The organism is Dyella sp. SG562, from assembly GCF_011759495.1.
Lineage (GTDB): Bacteria > Pseudomonadota > Gammaproteobacteria > Xanthomonadales > Rhodanobacteraceae > Dyella_D > Dyella_D marensis.
Genome location: NZ_JAAOYS010000001.1, coordinates 267,671 through 284,767 on the forward strand (window position 1 = coordinate 267,671; position 17,097 = coordinate 284,767).

A 17,097-nucleotide genomic window follows, 5' to 3' on the forward strand; every position below is an offset into this window, starting at 1 on the left:
AGCGGCCGCGCAACGCGTGTCACGCAACCGTCGAGGTTGCCCCCCTGTCCTCGGACGCGCTCATGGGAATGCGCGCGCCCGTACCTGTTTCTTGTCGTCAGCCCGGCAGCTTGAAGTGCGCCACCGAGCGCCGCAGATCGCTGGCCAGCTGGGCCAGGTAGCCGATCGACTCGGCCGTCTGGCTCGCGCCCTGCGAGGTCTGCGAAGTGATTTCCTGGATCGCGTTCATCGACTGCGAGATGTCCGTCGCCGCGATGGACTGCTCGCGCGCCGCGGCCGAGATGTTCTGAATCAGCGCGGACAGATCGTGCGACACGCGTTCGATGTCGCCCAGCGCGCTGCCCGCGTCCTCGGCCTTGCGGGCGCCGGCCACCACTTCGGCGGTGGTCTGCTCCATGGAGTTGACCGCTTCGTTGGTGTCGGACTGAATCGCCTGCACCAGCGTTTCGATTCGCTTGGTCGCGCTGGCCGAGCGTTCGGCCAGTCGCTGCACTTCGTCCGCCACCACCGCGAAGCCGCGGCCCGCCTCGCCCGCCGAGGCCGCCTGGATGGCGGCGTTCAGCGCGAGGATGTTGGTCTGCTCGGCAATGTCGTTGATCAGTTCCACGATCGAGCCGATTTCCTGCGAGGACTCGCCCAGGCGCTTGATGCGCTTGGAGGTTTCCTGGATCTGGTCGCGGATCGAGTCCATTCCGGAGATGGTCTCGCGCACCACTTCGGCGCCGCGCGAGGCGATGCGCACCGAGCGTTCGGCCACGTCGGCCGATTCGGCGGAGTCCTTCGACACGTTGTCCATCAGGCTGGCGATCTGGTTGATCGCCGAGGTGGCCGTGCTGATGCGCGCCGCCTGGCTCTGCGCCGCGTCGGCCAGGTGGCGCGCGGTGGTCTGGGTTTCCTGCGCCGACGACGACACCTGCTCGGAGGTCTCGTTGATGGTGGTCACCAGGGTGCGCAGCTCGTCGATGGCGTAGTTCACCGAGTCGGCGATGGCGCCGGTGATGTCCTCGGTGACGGTGGTCTTCACCGTCAGGTCGCCTTCCGCGAGCGAGCCCATTTCGTCCAGCAGGCGCATGATCGCCTCCTGGTTGCGCTGGTTCAGCTCGGCCGATTCCTGGAAGCGGCGGCGCTGGTCGCGGACCAGGGTGAACACCAGCAGCACGGCGAAGGCGGCGGCGCCGCCGGCGCCCAGCACGCCCCACCACACGTTCGGGAACAGGCGGCGCAGCGGCAGCTTGCCAATCTGCTCCGAAAGTTCGTTCGCGCGCAGCAGCACGTTCTGCGAATCCAGCGAAGCCTGGTTGCCCGCGCGCTTCACTTCGGACAGGTTGCCGGCCGCGCCGACCAGCTTGGTCACCGGGTCCTGCAGGCTGTCCCACTTGATCTGCATGTCGCCCAGGATCTTGCGGGCGTTGGCGTCGTTCATCGAACGCACGCCGACTTCGGCGTTGCCTTCCTGCAGGCCCTTGAGCACGCCGCCGTAGAGCTGGCCGTCGCGGGCCAGGCCGTCGGCCGCCGGCTGCGAGGCGTCGCCGCCCTGCAGGATCTCCTGCACGCGTCGGATCATGCGGTCGGCCAGCAGCATCTGGCGCGCCGAGGTGTAGGTCTGCTCGGCGCTGCCACCGCGCTGCTGCAGGATGTTCACCACCTGCTCCATGCTGGAGTTCAGCACGGGCAGTTCGCGCGACAGGGTGCCGGCGCGCTGGGCCGAATCCAGCACCAGGGCCTTGTTCGACAGGATCTTGCCGATGTCCGCGTCCAGCTGCTTCCAGGCATTGCTCAGCGCGGCCACCGCGCGGCCGGCCGGGGAGGCGCTGTTGTCGGCATAGGCCTTCATGCCGCTCTTGGTGTCGCCGGCATTCAGGCGCTGGACCGCGGAATCGATCGCGTTGCGATTGGTTTCCAGCTCCTTGAAGGAGTCGACGTTGCCGTCCGACGCCTCCAGCGCGTACTTGGCGGTCTGCTGCGACAACACCTGGATCTGCGTGGTCAGGCCGATGGCCTGGCGGTCCTCGCCGTTCTTCGCGTTAAGCATGAAGAAGTCCAGCGCCGCGAAGCCGATCGCGACCACCAGCAAGACGATGAGGCCGGTATAGCCCCGCTCCTTGCCGACGCCCCCTGTAGTGCTCATGTGCGTTACCTCACCCGTCTACGCCACGCCGTCGTTGCGGCATCGGTTGGGAATTTCAAAGCCCGTCAATCCGGCCGCGACCCGGCACCGGTCCTACTCACTACCGGTTACTGCCTCAGGCCGCGGCCTGGCGGAAGTCCGGGGCACGCACCAGGCGTCCCATGCTGAAAACCGCCAGCCGGGGTTCTCCTACCCTTTCCTCGACGAAGCGCGACAGGCGCGGATCGTCTTCCTGCTCGGCCGCCCGGCGCGCTTCGGTATCCACCGTGCGCTGGCCGAACACCTCGTCCACCAGCAGCGCCACGCTGCCGGCGCCCTGGCGCACCACCAGCAGGCGGCTGCGCTCGGTGTGCAGGGTGCGCTCGGCGAACAGGAAGCGCCCCAGGTCCACCACCGGCACCAGGTTGCCGCGCACGTTGGCCACGCCCAGCAGCCAGGCCTGGGTGCCGGGCACGGGGGTCAGCGAAGGCACGGCGAGCAGTTCGCTGATCTCGTCGATGCCGCTGACGAACAGGCGCGAACCCACGCGGTAGCCGATGCCGCGCCACAGGCCGGGCGCTTCCAGCTTCTCGGGCGTATCCGAAGCATGGGTCAGCGACAGCCGCTCGTAGCGCGCGAGGATCTCGAACGGGGACAAGGTCTGGCTCATCGGGTAGACCTCAGGCCGCGTTGGGCAGCAGATCGTTGATGCACGCCAGCAGCTCCTTCTCGTTCACCGGCTTGGTGATGAAGGCGCGGGCGCCCTGGCGCAAACCCCACACGCGGTCGGTCTCCATGGACTTGGTGGTGATCATCACGATCGGCACATCCTTGGTCACAGGGTCGCGCGTCAGCGTGCGCGTGGCCTGGAACCCGTTCATGCCGGGCATGATCACGTCCATGATGACCAGGGCGGGCAGTTCCGAGCGCACGCGCTCGATGCCCTCCTCGGCGTTGTTGACGGAATCGACCGTATGCCCGGCGCGCTCCAGCAGCGTGGTGAACACGCGCACGTCGGTCGGCGAGTCGTCGATGATGAGAATATTGGCCACAGGTCCCCCTCAGCCCCTGTAGTCGATGGTGGTCTTACACCGTGACATGGCGATGGATGGCTCCAAGCAGTTCGTCGCGCGTGAACGGCTTGGTCAGATACTGCTCGGCGCCGACGATGCGGCCGCGGGCCTTGTCGAACAGGCCATCCTTCGAGCTCAGCATGATCACGGGCGTCGACCGGAATTGCGGATTGTTCTTGATGAGCGCGCAGGTTTGGTAACCGTCAAGGCGCGGCATCATGATGTCGACGAAGATGATGGCGGGCTTCTGGTCCGAGATCTTGGCGAGCGCTTCGAACCCGTCGACGGCCGTGAGCACGTCGCAACCTTCCTTCTTCAGCAAGGTTTCCGCCGTGCGACGGATCGTTTTCGAGTCGTCGATCACCATGACCTTCAGACCGGCCAGGCCATTTCCACTTATGTTCAAGTTCACACACCCCCCTGTGACCCGCCCCAGGCTCAGGTAGACACGAAGCCGACAGCGCCAGGGCCGTCGGCTCCATGTGGACGAAAAGAATCCCGCAAGATTGCCCACCTATTCATCCGCTCGTGGGCGGACGATTGTCCGTGCTGTTTACCGCCTGCCCGCCGTGGCGTCAAGCCAAATTCCTCGCGGTTGAGCCGTGCGGCACGACTTCACATAGCTTGCCGGCCGTGACGCGGCTCGGCGAACATGCGCGTCTTCCCACCCGATCGACCTGGTGCGCCGCCGGCCCGGCAAGAACGCGCCAGTCTACGGGGCACCCACTACCGGAGAATGACGATGGCCCTTTCGGTCGCCGTGCTGATGGATCCCATCCGCGCCATCAAGATCGCCAAGGACACCACCTTCGCCATGCTGCTGGAAGCCCAGCGCCGCGGCCATGCGCTGCTGTACATGGAACAGGGCGACCTGGCCGTGCGCGACGGCCGCGCCTGGGCCCGGCTGGCCCCGCTGACCGTGAAGGACGACCCGTCCGGCTGGTTCAGCCTGGGCGAGGCGCGCTGGCAGGAGCTGGCCGGGGTGGACGTGGTGCTGATGCGCAAGGACCCGCCGGTCGACTCCCAGTTCATCTACGACACCATGGTGCTGTCGCTGGCCCAGCGCGCCGGCGTGATGGTGGTGAACGACCCGCAGGCGCTGCGCGACTGCAACGAGAAGATGTACGCGCTGGACTTCGGCCAGTGCATGGCCCCCACCCTGCTGTCCCGCGACAAGGCCGACCTGCGCCGCTTCGTGGCCGAGCACGGCGAGGTGGTGCTCAAGCCGCTGGACGGCATGGGCGGGCGCGGCATCTTCCGCGTGCGCGCCGGCGACAGCAATCTCAATTCGATGCTGGAAACCCTGCTCAGCGGCGGCCTGCACAGCGCCCAGGCGCAGTTCGTGATGGCGCAGAAGTTCATTCCGCAGATCAGCGCGGGCGACAAGCGCATCCTGGTGGTGGACGGCGAGGCGGTGCCCTATGCGCTCGCACGCATTCCCCAGGGCGACGAATTCCGCGGCAACCTGGCCGCCGGCGGCCGCGGCGAGGGCGTGCCGCTGACCGAGCGCGACCGCTGGATCGTCGCGCAGGTGGCACCGGAGCTGCGCAGGCGCGGCCTGTGGTTCGTGGGGCTGGACGTGATCGGCGACTACCTCACTGAGATCAACGTCACATCGCCAACCTGCGCGCGCGAACTGGACAAGCAGTTCGGGCTTAATATCTGCGGCCAGCTGTTCGACGTCATCGAACACCACATCCACGGAAAGCGTTCCGCGTGAGTCAACCCGCACCCCGGGGCGCCGACCTGATCGGCGCCACCCTGCTGTTCTCGCTGTTGCTGCACGGCGTGCTGCTGCTGGGCATCACCTTCGGCTACGTGAAGCCGAAGCCGGCCCTGCCCACGCTGGACGTGACCCTGGTGGACGTGGCCAACCGCGAGAAGCCCGAGCAGGCCGACTTCCTGGCCCAGGCCAGCAACCGCGGCGGCGGCGAGCAGGACAAGGCGGCGCGCCCGTCGCAGCCGTTCTCCGGCCCGCTGCCCAAGCCGGACCCCGGCGTGGCCGAGCGCGCCCAGCAGGCCACCGCGGCGCGCCCGCAGGACGCCACCCAGGACCGCCTGCTCACCACTACCGGCAACAGCCGCTTCAGCGTGAACTCCGACAGCGCCCAGCCGCAGCGCAGCGACAGCGCGCTGCCGGCCTCCGACGCCGACCGCGTGCAGATGGAAGCCGCCCAGCTGGCGGCCGAGAAGCGGCGCATCCAGGAGGCCTACGCCAAGCGCCCCAAGAAGAAGTTCATCTCCTCCAACACCAGCGAGTACGCCTACGCCGGCTACATGCGCAACTGGGTGGACCGGATCGAGCGCGTGGGCAATCTCAACTATCCCGACGCCGCGCGCCGCCAGAAGCTGCACGGCGACGTGCTGCTCACGGTGACCCTGGACCGCGACGGCAAGGTGATGGACATCGAAGTGATCAGCAGCTCCGGCCAGGAACTGCTGGACAAGGCCGCCGAGCGCATCGTGCGCCTGGCTGCGCCGTTCCCGCCGCTGCCGCAGGGCGGCGAGCGCGTGGACGAACTGCACATCACGCGCACCTGGCAGTTCCAGGAAGACAACGTGCTGCATACGCGCTGAAACGGCCCCGCCTGTCCGCGGCTGCACGTTCCGCCAACCTCGTCCTCACCCTACCGGCACCCCCTGCGCTTACAATGCGGGGCATGAGCGCCGTCCCTCCCTCGTCTCTCGCCGGTCATTTCCTGATCGCCATGCCCAGCCTGGCCGAACCGCCGTTCTCGCGCGGCGTGGCCTTCATCTGCCAGCACGACGAAGATGGCGCGGTGGGGCTGCTGGTCAACCAGCTCTCCGAGTACCGCCTGGGCGACGTGCTCCGGCAGATGAAACTCGAATGCGACGACCCGGAAGTCTCCGACCTGCCCGTGCTGATCGGCGGCCCGGTGCAGCAGGAGCGCGGCTTCGTGCTGCATCGCGAGGAAGGCCACTGGGAATCCAGCTACCGCATCAACGACCACTGGTCGGTGACCACCTCGCGCGACATCCTCATCGCCATCGCGGCGGGCACCGGTCCGCGCCAGGCGCTGATGGCGCTGGGCTACGCCGGCTGGAGCGCCGGCCAGCTGGAGCAGGAGCTGAAAGACAACAGCTGGCTCACCGTGGAGGCGAGCGAGCGCATCGTGTTCGACACCCCGCTGGAGGAACGCTGGAGCGCCGCCGCCGGCCTGGTCGGGGTCAATCCGCTGCAGTTGCCGGGCTACGTGGGTCACGCATGAGCTGTGTGTTCGGTTTCGACTACGGCAGCCGGCTGCTCGGCGTCGCGGTCGGCAACCGTTTCACCGGCCTGGCCCGCGCCCTGGCCGTGGTGCCGGTGCGCGACGGCGAACCGGACTGGAACAAGCTCGACGCCCTGCGCCGCGAATGGCAGCCCGACACCCTGGTGATCGGCCTGCCGCTGACGCTCGAAGGCGAGGAACAGGCCGCCAGCCGCGGCGCGCGCCGCCTGGCCGAGCGGCTGGGCCAGCGCTATGCGCTGCCGGTCGCGCTGATCGACGAACGCCACAGCTCGCAGGAAGCGGCCCGCCGCTTCGCCGGCGCCCGCGCCGCGGGCCTGAAGAAACGCCGCGACGCCAGCGCCATCGACGCCGAAGCCGCCGCGGTGATCCTGGAGCGCTGGCTGGCCCAGCCAGCCGACGCCACTTCCACCCTTGCCGATCCGCCCCCGCCATGACACCTCGCCTGCGCCACCTCACCACGCTCGAAAACATGCCGCGCGCCACCATCGAGCGCCTGCTCGACCGCGCCGTCGCCATGCGCGACGCCTGCGCGCACGGCACGCGCAAGCTGGACCTGCTGGGCGGGCGCACCATCCTGAACCTGTTCTTCGAGCCGTCCACGCGCACGCGCACCTCGTTCGAGCTGGCCGCGCGCCGGCTCGGCGCCGACGTCATCAACTTCGACATCGGCTTCTCCTCCACCAGCAAGGGCGAGGAGCTGTACGACACCCTGCACACGCTGGAAGCCATGCACCTGGACGCGATCATCGTGCGCCACAAGATCTCCGGCACGCCGGACGAGCTGGTGCGCCACGCCATGAGCGGCGTGTCGGTGGTCAATGCCGGCGACGGCAACCGCGCCCACCCCACCCAGGGCCTGCTGGACATGCTGACCATCCGCCAGCACCGGCCGGAGTTCGAGAACCTGGGCGTGGTGATCTGCGGCGACGTGAAGCACTCGCGCGTGGCGCGCTCGGACGTGCACGCGCTGGCCGCGCTGGGCGTGCGCGACATCCGCCTGTGCGCCCCGGCCGCGCTCATGCCCACCGAGCACGAGATGCCGCACTGCCAGCGCTTCACCGATTTCGACCAGGCGGTGGAAGGCGCCGACGTGGTGATCATGCTGCGCCTGCAGAAGGAGCGCATGGCCGCCACCGACCTGCAGGACGAGGCCGACTACTTCAAGCGCTACGGCCTGGACGCGCGCCGCCTGGCGCGCGCCGCGCGCAATGCCCTGGTGATGCACCCGGGCCCGCTCAACCGCGGCATCGAGATCAGCTCCGAGGTGGCCGACGGGGCGCAGTCGCGCATCCTGGAGCAGGTCGGCAACGGCGTGTTCGTGCGCATGGCCGTGCTGGCCGAGATGCTGGCGCGCCCGTAAGCCCCGCGTAGGGCGCCGCCCCTCCCCGAACGCCCGGGAATGCCCACTGTTTCGCCCGCAAGTGCCGGGCGAAACGGGCATAATGCGCGGCGCTACACCTTCTTCTATCTATCTCAGGGAATCGACATGCGAGTGAGTAAGCGCTACCTGGCGCTGGCTGTCGCCGGCGTGCTGCTGGCGGCCTGCGGCCACAAGGACAAGGACGCCCCGCTGGCCTTCGTACCGGCGGATACGCCGTACGTGGTGGCCAACCTGGAGGTGCTGGACGAGGACACCCGCAATGCGCTGATCGCGCAGGCCGACGCCCAGCTGCCGGGCCAGCTGGCCCAGCTGAAGGCCGCCGCCGAGGACCTGAAGGAGAAGGACGCCGACACGGCCAACCTGCTCAAGGCCTTCATCGCCGAACTCGACGGCAAGAGCATCGGGGCGTTCGCGCAGAACGTCGGCGTGAACATGAAGGGCCATTCGGCCATCTACGGCTTGGGGCTGGCCCCGGTGATGCGCTTCGAGCTGGCCGACGGCAAGGCCTTCGACGCCTTCATCGGCCGCCTGGAAACCGCCTACGGCAAGAAGCTCGACACCGCCACCGAAGGCGGCGTCACCTACCGCAAGCATGCCTCCGCCGAGGCCGGCACCCAGGTGATCCTGGCCGTGGTCGGCAAGCAGGCGGTGGCCGCGGTGCTGCCGGCCGACGCGCCGCAGCCGCTGCTGCGCCAGGCGCTGGGCCTGGACCGCCCGGCCAAGAACCTGCAGGACGACGGCCGCCTGGAACAGCTGGCCAAGGACAAGGGCTACAAGCCCTGGGCCGTGGGCCAGGTCGACCTCGCCCGCCTGCTGCCGCTGGCCGCCAGCGGCAAGGACCCGCTGTTCGCCGCCATGTACAAGGCGCACCAGCAGGCCGAATCGGCCAAGACCGGCGAGCCGGTGGCGACCCAGCCGGGCATCTCGCCGGCCTGCGAAGCCGACGCCGTGCGCATCGCCGGCCGCGTGCCGGCGATGAGCTTCGGCTACACCAAGCTCGATCCCAAGCACCAGGACCTGCGCTGGGACGTGGCCCTGGCCGACGACGTGACCAAGGCCTTCACCGGCCTCAAGGTCGAGCTGCCGGGCCTGGGCGTAGCCGCCGACGCGCCGATGGACATGAGCCTGGCCCTGCCGGTCGGCACGCTGCGCACGTTCTGGGCCGCCCAGGCCGAGGCCGTGGCGGCCAAGCCGTTCGGCTGCGCCTCGCTGGCCAACCTCAACGAAGGCTTCGCCAAGTTGGGCCAGGTGGCGCAGCAGGCCGCGATGCCGCCGTTCGGCGACCTGCTGGGCCTGCGCGTGTCGCTGGACAGCTTCGACGCCAGCAGCGCCACGCCGAAGTTCACCGGCCGCGTGCTGGTCGGCACCACCAATCCGGCCGGCCTGGCCGCGATGGGCAGCATGGCCTCGCCGGCCCTGGCCCAGCTCAAGCTCACGCCCGACGGCAAGCCGGTGGCGCTGCCGCCGGACATGACCGCCGCGCTCGGCCAGCCGGTATGGCTGGCGATGGGCGACAAGGCCCTGGCCATGGCCATCGGCGAAGGCCAGGACGCCAAGCTCGGCGCCATGCTCAAGGCCCCCACCGGCGACGCCGGCCAGATGGGCCGCGTGCACCTGAGCGGCGACATGTACGTGTCCTGGATCAAGGCCATGGAAGAGAAGTCGGACCGCCTCAAGGAGCTGACCGATTCCATGAACCACGAGGACGGCGACGACGCCAACAAGGAAGAGACCGCCAAGGCCCAGGCCGCGGCCGAACGCGCCAAGGCGCAGTTCGAGACCATGCGCCAGCAGGCCGAGCGCATCAAGTCGATCAGCGGCGAGGTGCACGTGGAAGCCGGCGGCATGGTGATGACCACGCAGACCGAGCTGAAGTAATTCGCCATCCACCGGCGATTCGAGAACAAACGGGGCGCCTTGGCGCCCCGTTTCTTTTGGAATCCTGGGGCGCCTTGGCGCCCCGTTTCTTTTTGGAACGCCGGGCGCCTTGGCGCCCCGTTTCTGTTGGAACGCCGGCGTGCCTTGACACCCCGTTTCATTTTTCTCCGGCCGGGCGTATTTTCACCGCCATTCAACATTTGGCCCCCATAGAATCGCCGGGGCATCGCATCCACAGGGGGCGCGATCGCCACGGCAGACCAGCGCAGTTCGTCCCGGTCCATTGCACAGGAGGTGTCAGATGGTCATCGCTTTGTGGAACGACGCTCCGCCCCGCCACACCTCGCCGCACTGAACCTTACCGGCTGATTCCAGCCACCCCCTTTCACGCGCACCGCAGCGACCGCCGGCCCGTCCGGCACCGTCCGCGAATGCGCGTGCTGCACGTCCGGGGCTCATAGGAGAGCCCCGTCAACACGCAGTACAGCCGCCCGGCACCGGCTCACTCGACAGGGGTACAACATGAATCGCATTTACCGGCTCGTCTGGAACCGTACGCTGTGTGTGGTTTTCGATGGTCACGGTCAAGTCGCCTCCGAACTGGCTGATGCACCACGCGCCGCGGTTCCGCCGGGAGGAACGCGCCGCCTGCCCGCGCGCCGCCTGCTCGCGCTGTCCTGCCTCGCCGCCTGCGCCGCCGTGCCGCCGCCATCGGCCATGGCCGCCTGCTCGCCGATCAATCCCACCAACGGCGCCACCGTCACCTGCTCGGGCGCGGCCAATCCGCTGGCGCCTTCGTACGCCAGCAGCGCCGACAACCTCACCGTCAACGTCAACGCCGGCGGCTCCACCGGCGTGCTGCTCGGCCTGGGCGGCACCGCGATGTCGCTGACCGGCAACGGCACCACGCTCAACAACGCCGGCACCATCGATCCGTCCCTGCTCGGACTGCTCAGCCTCTTGTCCTCGGGCACGGTGATCGGCAATCCGAATCTCGGCGCCTCCATTCCGGGCAGCACCGTGACCGTGAGCAACCAGGGCACGATGAAGGGCACCACCGGGCTGCTCGGCCTGAACCTGGCCGACCTCACCGGCATGGCGCTGGCCGTGCGCAATGGCGGTGGCGGCACCACCACCATTACCAACTCCGGCAGCATCGGTTCCTCCGCCCTGCTCGGCGTCACCTTGCTCGGCTCCGATGCACCGGTGGTGGCTGCCTACGGCGGCGCGCAGGTCAATTTCACCAACACCGGCACCGTCACCGGCCGCACCGCGTTCGAAAGCTCCGCCGCGGGCAACACGTACATCAACGCCGGCACCATCAGCGGCAGCGTGTCGATGGGCACCAACAGCACCAATACCTTCACCGCGGTGACCGGCTCCAACGTCAACGCCGGCGGCAGCCTGGGCCTGAACCTGCTCGGCGTGCTCGGCATCAATCTCAACTTCGCGCCCACCGGGCAGATCGACGGCGGCGCTGGCGGCAACAACACGCTGACCTTGCAGAACGTGGTGGCCGGGCCGGGTTCCGGCGCCACCGGCACGGGTAGCGCCGCCTCCGGCACCTACGTCAATTTCCAGCACCTGATCGTGAACAGCGGCACCTGGAGCCTGTCCGGCGCCCTGGTCAGCGGCGACGCCGTGCTCAATGGCGGCGTGGCCCAGTTCGACGCCGACGCCAACTTCGGCAGCGCTGCCAGCATCGCTTCCAATGGCGGCGGCCTCGCCGCCAGCACCGCCGGCTCGACGCTGAGCAAGGCGGTGCTGCTCAACGCCGGCGGCCTCACCGTCACCGGCGGCAACGACTTCACCTTGTCCGGCGTGCTGTCCGGCACCGGTGCGCTGACCAAGAGCGGCACGGGCACGGTGAGCCTGAGCGCCGCCGAGATCTACACCGGCGGCACCACCATCAACGCCGGCACCCTCGCGCTCAGCGGCAACGGCGCGCTGGTGGCCGGCGGCGCGGTCAATCTGCAGAACGCAGGTTCCGGCTTCGATATCTCCGGCGCCAGCGGCAATCGCACCATCGGCATGCTGAGCGGCGGCACCGGCACCACGATCGCACTGGGCGCGCGCACGCTCACGCTCGGCGACAGCGCCAACAGCACGTTCGCCGGCGCGATCGGCGGCACCGGCGGCATCGCCAAGCAAGGCGCAGGCACGCTGACCCTGGCCGGCGCCAACACCTTTACCGGCGGCACCGCGATCAATGCGGGCACGCTGGCGCTCAGCGGGACCGGCACGCTCGCCGCCACCGGCGCGGTGGCGCTCAACAATGCCGGCAGCGGCTTCGATATCAGCGGCGCCACCTCCAGCCGGACCATCGGCGCGCTGTCCGGTGTGGCCGGCACCCAGGTCGCGCTGGGCGCAAACACGCTGACCCTGGGCGATGCGGCCGGCAGCAGCTTCGCCGGCACCATCGGCGGCACTGGCGGCATCCTCAAGCTAGGCGCCGGCACGCTGACCCTGAGCGGCGTGAACACGTACACCGGCGGCACCACCGTCGGCGCCGGCACGCTGGCGCTGGGCGCCGGCGGCGCGCTTGCGCCCAGCGGCGCGGTCAGCCTGGCAGCACCGGGCGCCACGCTCGATCTCTCCGCCGCCGGCGCGCAGAGCCTTGCCAATCTCTCCGGCGTGGCCGGCAGTTCGGTGGCGTTGGGCGCGAATGCGTTGACTCTCGCCCCCGCCGGCAGCAGCAGCTTCGCCGGCACCATCAGCGGCACCGGCTCGGTGACGATCAACGGCAGCGGCACGCAAACCCTCACCGGCGCCAACACCTATAGCGGCGGCACCAGCATCCTCAATGGCACGCTGGCGCTGGGCGTGGGCGGCGCGCTCGCCGGCGGCAGCGCGCTGACGCTGGGCGCGGGCGGCACCTTCGATATCTCCGCCGGCGGCAACAAGACCATCGGCGCGCTGGCCGGCGCCGGCGGCACCGTCAATCTCGGCACCAACACGCTCAGCGTGGGCGGCAGCGGCGGCGGCAGTTTCGATGGCGTGATCCAGGGCACCGGCGGCCTGACCAATACCGCCAACGCACTCGTGCTCAACGGCGTGAACACCTACACCGGCCTGACCACCGTGCAGGGCGGCAGCCTGACGGTCGGCGATGCCGCGCATGCCAGTGCCTCCATCGGCGGCGACGTGAGCGTGGCCAGCGGCGCTTCGCTCGGCGGCTTCGGCACCGTCGCCGGCAGCGTCACCGTGCAGAACGGCGGCCATCTCGCGCCGGGCAATCCCACCGGTTCGCTGACGGTGAACAGCAACCTCACCCTGGCGCAAGGCAGCGTGCTCGACTTCTCCTTCGGCGCACCCGGCCCGGACTTCACCACGCCCGGCACCGGCCACAACGTGGCGGTCAACGGCAACCTCGCCATCAACGGCGCCACGCTCAATCCCATCGATGCCGGCGGCTTCGGCCCCGGCTTGTACAACCTGTTCACCTACGGCGGCACGCTGACCGAAACCAATGGCGGCATCGCGCCGCCCTCGGGCTTCACCATCCAGAACCTCACCGCCAGCAAGCAGATCAACCTGATCAACACCAACGGCCTGACCTTGAATTTCTGGAACGCCAACGGCCTGGCCAACAGCACGCGCATGGGCGGCGGCAGCGGCATCTGGTCGGTTCCGCAGGCGAACTGGACGGATGCCGTGGGCGCGGTGACTTCCTCGCGCCAACCGGCCGATGCCTTCGCCATCTTCGGCGGCGACGCCGGCACGGTCACGGTCGACAACACCGGCGGCGCGGTGACGGCGCTGGGCATGCAGTTCGCCAACGACGGCTTCCACCTGGTCGGCGACGCGCTCGGCCTGGTCGCGCCGACGCCCGGTGCGCTCAGCGAGATCCGCGTCGGCGACGGCAGCGCGGCGAGTGCCGCGTGGGTGGCCACGGTCGACAACACGCTCACGGGCCTGGGCTTCAACAAGACCGGCGCCGGCACCCTGGTGCTCGGCGGCGCCAACACCTACACGCAGGGCACCATGCTGAGCGCGGGCACCTTGTCGGTCAGCACCGATGCCAACCTCGGTGCCGCCAGTGCGGACCTGGATTTCGAAGGCGGCATCCTGCAGGTGACCGGCACGGCATTCCAGTCGACCGCGCGCGCGATCACGCTCGGCGCGCCGGGCGGCGGTTTCGATATCGCCGATGCCGCCAACGTGTTCACCGTCAACCAGGCGCTCGGCGGCACCGGCGGCCTGAGCAAGCTCGGCGCGGGCACGCTGGTGCTGACCGGCGCGAACACCTACAGCGGCGGCACCACGGTCAGCGCGGGCACGCTGCAGGGCGATGCGGCCAGCCTGCAGGGCAATATCCTCGACAACGCGGCGCTGGTGTTCGATCAGGGTGCGAACGGCACGTTCGCCGGCAGCCTCTCCGGCACCGGCACGGTGACCAAGCTCGGTGCGGGAACGCTGACGCTCAGCGGCGCCAGCAGCTACACCGGCGGCACCACGATCAGTGCGGGTGCGCTGCAAGGCGATACGAGCAGCCTGCAGGGCAACATCACCGACAACGCGTCGCTGATCTTCAACCAGGGCACGGATGGCACCTTCACCGGCGCCATCACCGGCAGCGGTTCGCTCACCAAACTCGGCGCCGGCACGGTCACGCTGAGCGGTGCGAACAACTACAGCGGCGGCACCACCATCAGCGCCGGCGCACTGCAGGGCGACACCACCAGCCTGCAGGGCAACATCACCGACAACGCTTCGCTGATCTTCAACCAGGGCACGGATGGCACGTTCGCCGGCATCGTCAGCGGCAGCGGCTCGCTGACCAAGCTCGGCGCGGGAACGGTGACGCTGAGCGGTGCGAATACCTATAGCGGCGGCACCACCATCAGCGCCGGTGCGCTGCAGGGCGACACCACCAGCCTGCAAGGCAACATCACCGACAACGCCTCGCTGATCTTCAACCAGGGTACGGACGGCACCTTTGCCGGCACCGTCAGCGGCAGCGGCTCGCTGACCAAGCTCGGCGCCGGCACGCTTACCTTGAGCGGCGCGAACAGCTACAGCGGCGGCACCACCATCGGCGCGGGCGCGCTGCAAGGCGACAGCACCAGCCTGCAGGGCAACATCACCGATAACGCCTCGCTGATCTTCAACCAGGGCGCCGCCGGCAGCTTCGGCGGCGTCATCAGCGGCACCGGCTCGGTGACCAAGCTCGGCGCCGGCACGCTCACGCTGAGCGGCGCGAACAGCTACAGCGGCGGCACCACGATCAGCGCGGGCGCACTGCAGGGCGACAGCACCAGCCTGCAGGGCAATATAACCGACAACGCCTCGCTGATCTTCAACCAGGGCACGGACGGCACGTTCAACGGCACGCTGTCCGGCAGCGGTACGCTGCTGAAATCCGGCGCCGGCATGCTCACGCTGGACACGGTCAATCCATTGTCGGGCGCCACCACGGTCGCCGCCGGCACGCTGATCGTCGGCGACAACAGCCATCCCGGCGCCACCCTGGGCAGCAACGTCACGGTGAACGGCGGCGCCACGCTCGGCGGCATCGGCACCATCGGCGGGCTGGACCTGTCCGGCACGGTGATTCCCGGCAACACCACCGGCACGCTCACGGTGACCGGCAATGCGGTGTTCCATCCCGGCTCCAGCTACCAGGTGGGCGCCACGCCGCAGGGCCAGAGCAGCCGCATCGTGGTCGGCGGCACGGCCTCCATCCTCGGCGGCAGCGTGCTGGTGCTGGCGCAGCCGGGCAATTACGCGCCGCGCACCGACTACACCATCCTCACCGCCGCACAGGGCGTGAGCGGGCAGTTCGGCGCGGTCAGCGCCAACCTGACCTTCCTCACCCCGCTGCTCAGCTACACCGCCAATGCGGTGAATCTCTCGCTGCAGCGCAACGACGTCAGCTTCGAAAGCGTGGCGGACACCAAGAACCAGAAGAGCACGGCCGGCGCGCTCGATCATCTGGACCCGAGCTCGCCACTGATCGACGCCCTGCTCGGCCTGGACCCCGACAGCGCACGCCACGCCTTCGACCAGCTCTCCGGCGAGATGCACGGCAGCATCACCACCGCGCTGTTCGACGACAGCCACTACGTGCGCGACGCCATCAACAACCATCTGCTGGGCGCGAACTACGGCGGCCAGAGTGCCGAAGGCGCGACGGGCGCCGGCAACATGGTGTGGAGCTCGCTGTGGGGCCACTGGGGCGACCACGACAGCGACGGCAATGCGCACGACATGAACGCCAACGGCAGCGGCCTGCTGATCGGCGCGGATACGGAAGTCGGCGACGTGCGCCTGGGCGGTGTGCTCGGCCACGGGCAGAACAGCCTCAACGTGCGCGAACTCGGTTCGACGGCGCATGCGAAGGCCAACTATGCCGGTGTCTACGCCAGCTGGAACCTGGGCAATTTCCGCCTGCGCGGCGGCGCGGCCTATGCGTGGCAGAAGATCGACACCACGCGGCGCATGGCCTTCGGCCCGTTCTCCGGCACGGCGCAGGCCAGCTACGACGCCAACACCGCGCAGGCCTACGTGGACGGCGGCTACGTGTTCCAGTTCGGCCGCGGCACGCTGGAGCCCTACGTCAACCTGAGCCAGGTGCACGTGCGCACCGATGCGTTCACCGAGCACGGCACCATTGCCGCACTCAGCGTCGACGGCAGCTCGTCCAATCTCACCGCCGCCATCGGCGGCGTGCGCGGCTCGCTGCAGCTGGGGCCGGGCGGCCTGCACGCCTATGCCGGCGTGGGCTACCAGCACGCCTGGGGCGACACGGTGCCGGAGCGCCGCCAGCGCTTCGTCGCCGGTGCGGACAGCTTCAACGTGTATGGATTGCCGGTGGCGAACAACGCGGGCGTGCTGGATCTTGGGTTGCGCTTCCCGCTCGGCCACGCCGTGACGGTGGATCTCGGGTATCACGGGCAGTTTGCGAGCGATGCGCGGGATCAGTCGGCGCGACTGACGGTGAACGTCGCCTTCTGAGAAACGCCGGCCAGGACAGATGAGGGGTGGGTGCTCGCGACGACGCTTCCGCGAAGAGAAGAAAAGCTTTTGAGCTTTCTCGCCCCTCCGCGCATCGCTCCGCCCGGCCCCTCACCCCGGCCCTCTCCCCGGAGGGGAGAGGGGGATGCAAGGCACGGCGAAAATCGAGCGAAGAGCTCGCGGCGCAGCCGCGGCGTTCCGCTTGTAGCCGTTGCTTTTGATCTTCGGGTCCCTTGGCGCCGGCGGTGAGGGCTGGACGAAAAGGCCCCGCAGGGGGCGGGGACACGATGTCCCCGCCTTTTTGATCAGGGCATGGATGCCCTGTCAAAAAGCCCGGCCAGCCCTCACGGACCCTCAGCAGCTTTGCTGCTGAGGGCGCCAAGCAGGGTGCCCTTTCTTCTTGGTTACTTCTTCTTTGGGCACGCAAAGAAGAAGTAACTCGCCCCGCGG

At 69.0% G+C, this 17,097-nt stretch carries 11 protein-coding genes; 7 read left to right on the forward strand and 4 right to left on the reverse strand.

Annotated features, from left to right (window positions below; translation table 11 throughout):
• Positions 1-97 precede the first annotated feature (97 nt).
• From FHW84_RS01185 to FHW84_RS01200, 4 genes are all read right to left on the reverse strand, one after another.
• A complete protein-coding gene (locus FHW84_RS01185) occupies positions 98-2,128 on the reverse strand; it encodes a methyl-accepting chemotaxis protein (RefSeq protein ID WP_167252292.1) in 2,031 nt (676 codons plus the stop codon).
• A 115-nt stretch (positions 2,129-2,243) separates the two neighbouring features.
• Complete coding sequence (locus tag FHW84_RS01190; protein ID WP_167252293.1) at positions 2,244-2,777, reverse strand: chemotaxis protein CheW; 534 nt, start codon at positions 2,775-2,777, stop codon at positions 2,244-2,246.
• Positions 2,778-2,787: 10 nt separating this feature from the next.
• Complete coding sequence (locus FHW84_RS01195; RefSeq protein WP_167252294.1) at positions 2,788-3,159, reverse strand: response regulator; 372 nt, start codon at positions 3,157-3,159, stop codon at positions 2,788-2,790.
• 34 nt (positions 3,160-3,193) lie between these two features.
• A complete protein-coding gene (locus tag FHW84_RS01200) occupies positions 3,194-3,592 on the reverse strand; it encodes a response regulator (RefSeq protein ID WP_269320406.1) in 399 nt (132 codons plus the stop codon).
• A 330-nt stretch (positions 3,593-3,922) separates the two neighbouring features.
• Between FHW84_RS01200 and gshB the strand changes: the two genes are divergently transcribed.
• From gshB to FHW84_RS01235, 7 genes are all read left to right on the forward strand, one after another.
• Complete coding sequence (gshB, locus tag FHW84_RS01205; protein WP_167252295.1) at positions 3,923-4,900, forward strand: glutathione synthase; 978 nt, start codon at positions 3,923-3,925, stop codon at positions 4,898-4,900.
• Positions 4,897-5,757, forward strand: a complete 861-nt coding sequence (locus FHW84_RS01210) for an energy transducer TonB (protein WP_167252296.1) — start codon at positions 4,897-4,899, stop codon at positions 5,755-5,757. Before gshB ends, FHW84_RS01210 begins: the two co-directional genes overlap by 4 nt.
• An 83-nt stretch (positions 5,758-5,840) precedes the next feature.
• Positions 5,841-6,410, forward strand: a complete 570-nt coding sequence (locus FHW84_RS01215) for a YqgE/AlgH family protein (RefSeq protein ID WP_167252297.1) — start codon at positions 5,841-5,843, stop codon at positions 6,408-6,410.
• Complete coding sequence (gene ruvX, locus FHW84_RS01220; protein WP_167252298.1) at positions 6,407-6,865, forward strand: Holliday junction resolvase RuvX; 459 nt, start codon at positions 6,407-6,409, stop codon at positions 6,863-6,865. The genes FHW84_RS01215 and ruvX overlap by 4 nt, the downstream gene beginning before the upstream one ends.
• Complete coding sequence (locus FHW84_RS01225; RefSeq protein WP_167252299.1) at positions 6,862-7,791, forward strand: aspartate carbamoyltransferase catalytic subunit; 930 nt, start codon at positions 6,862-6,864, stop codon at positions 7,789-7,791. Before ruvX ends, FHW84_RS01225 begins: the two co-directional genes overlap by 4 nt.
• A 126-nt stretch (positions 7,792-7,917) precedes the next feature.
• Positions 7,918-9,690 carry a hypothetical protein gene (locus FHW84_RS01230; protein ID WP_167252300.1) on the forward strand — a complete coding sequence of 591 codons (1,773 nt, stop codon included), beginning with the start codon at positions 7,918-7,920 and terminating at the stop codon, positions 9,688-9,690.
• A gap of 522 nt (positions 9,691-10,212) precedes the next feature.
• Entirely contained in the window at positions 10,213-16,647 is a 6,435-nt protein-coding gene (locus FHW84_RS01235; protein ID WP_167252301.1) for an autotransporter-associated beta strand repeat-containing protein, read from the forward strand.
• Positions 16,648-17,097 lie beyond the last annotated feature (450 nt).

What these genes read in the sequence shown, in the direction of transcription:
- FHW84_RS01230 (WP_167252300.1), top strand. Translation starts at nt 7,918, where the DNA reads ATGCGAGTGAGTAAGCGCTACCTGGCGCTGGCTGTCGCCGGCGTGCTG.
- FHW84_RS01185 (WP_167252292.1), bottom strand. Translation starts at nt 2,128, where the DNA reads ATGAGCACTACAGGGGGCGTCGGCAAGGAGCGGGGCTATACCGGCCTC.
- FHW84_RS01215 (WP_167252297.1), top strand. Translation starts at nt 5,841, where the DNA reads ATGAGCGCCGTCCCTCCCTCGTCTCTCGCCGGTCATTTCCTGATCGCC.
- FHW84_RS01235 (WP_167252301.1), top strand. Translation starts at nt 10,213, where the DNA reads ATGAATCGCATTTACCGGCTCGTCTGGAACCGTACGCTGTGTGTGGTT.
- ruvX (WP_167252298.1), top strand. Translation starts at nt 6,407, where the DNA reads ATGAGCTGTGTGTTCGGTTTCGACTACGGCAGCCGGCTGCTCGGCGTC.
- FHW84_RS01225 (WP_167252299.1), top strand. Translation starts at nt 6,862, where the DNA reads ATGACACCTCGCCTGCGCCACCTCACCACGCTCGAAAACATGCCGCGC.
- FHW84_RS01190 (WP_167252293.1), bottom strand. Translation starts at nt 2,777, where the DNA reads ATGAGCCAGACCTTGTCCCCGTTCGAGATCCTCGCGCGCTACGAGCGG.
- gshB (WP_167252295.1), top strand. Translation starts at nt 3,923, where the DNA reads ATGGCCCTTTCGGTCGCCGTGCTGATGGATCCCATCCGCGCCATCAAG.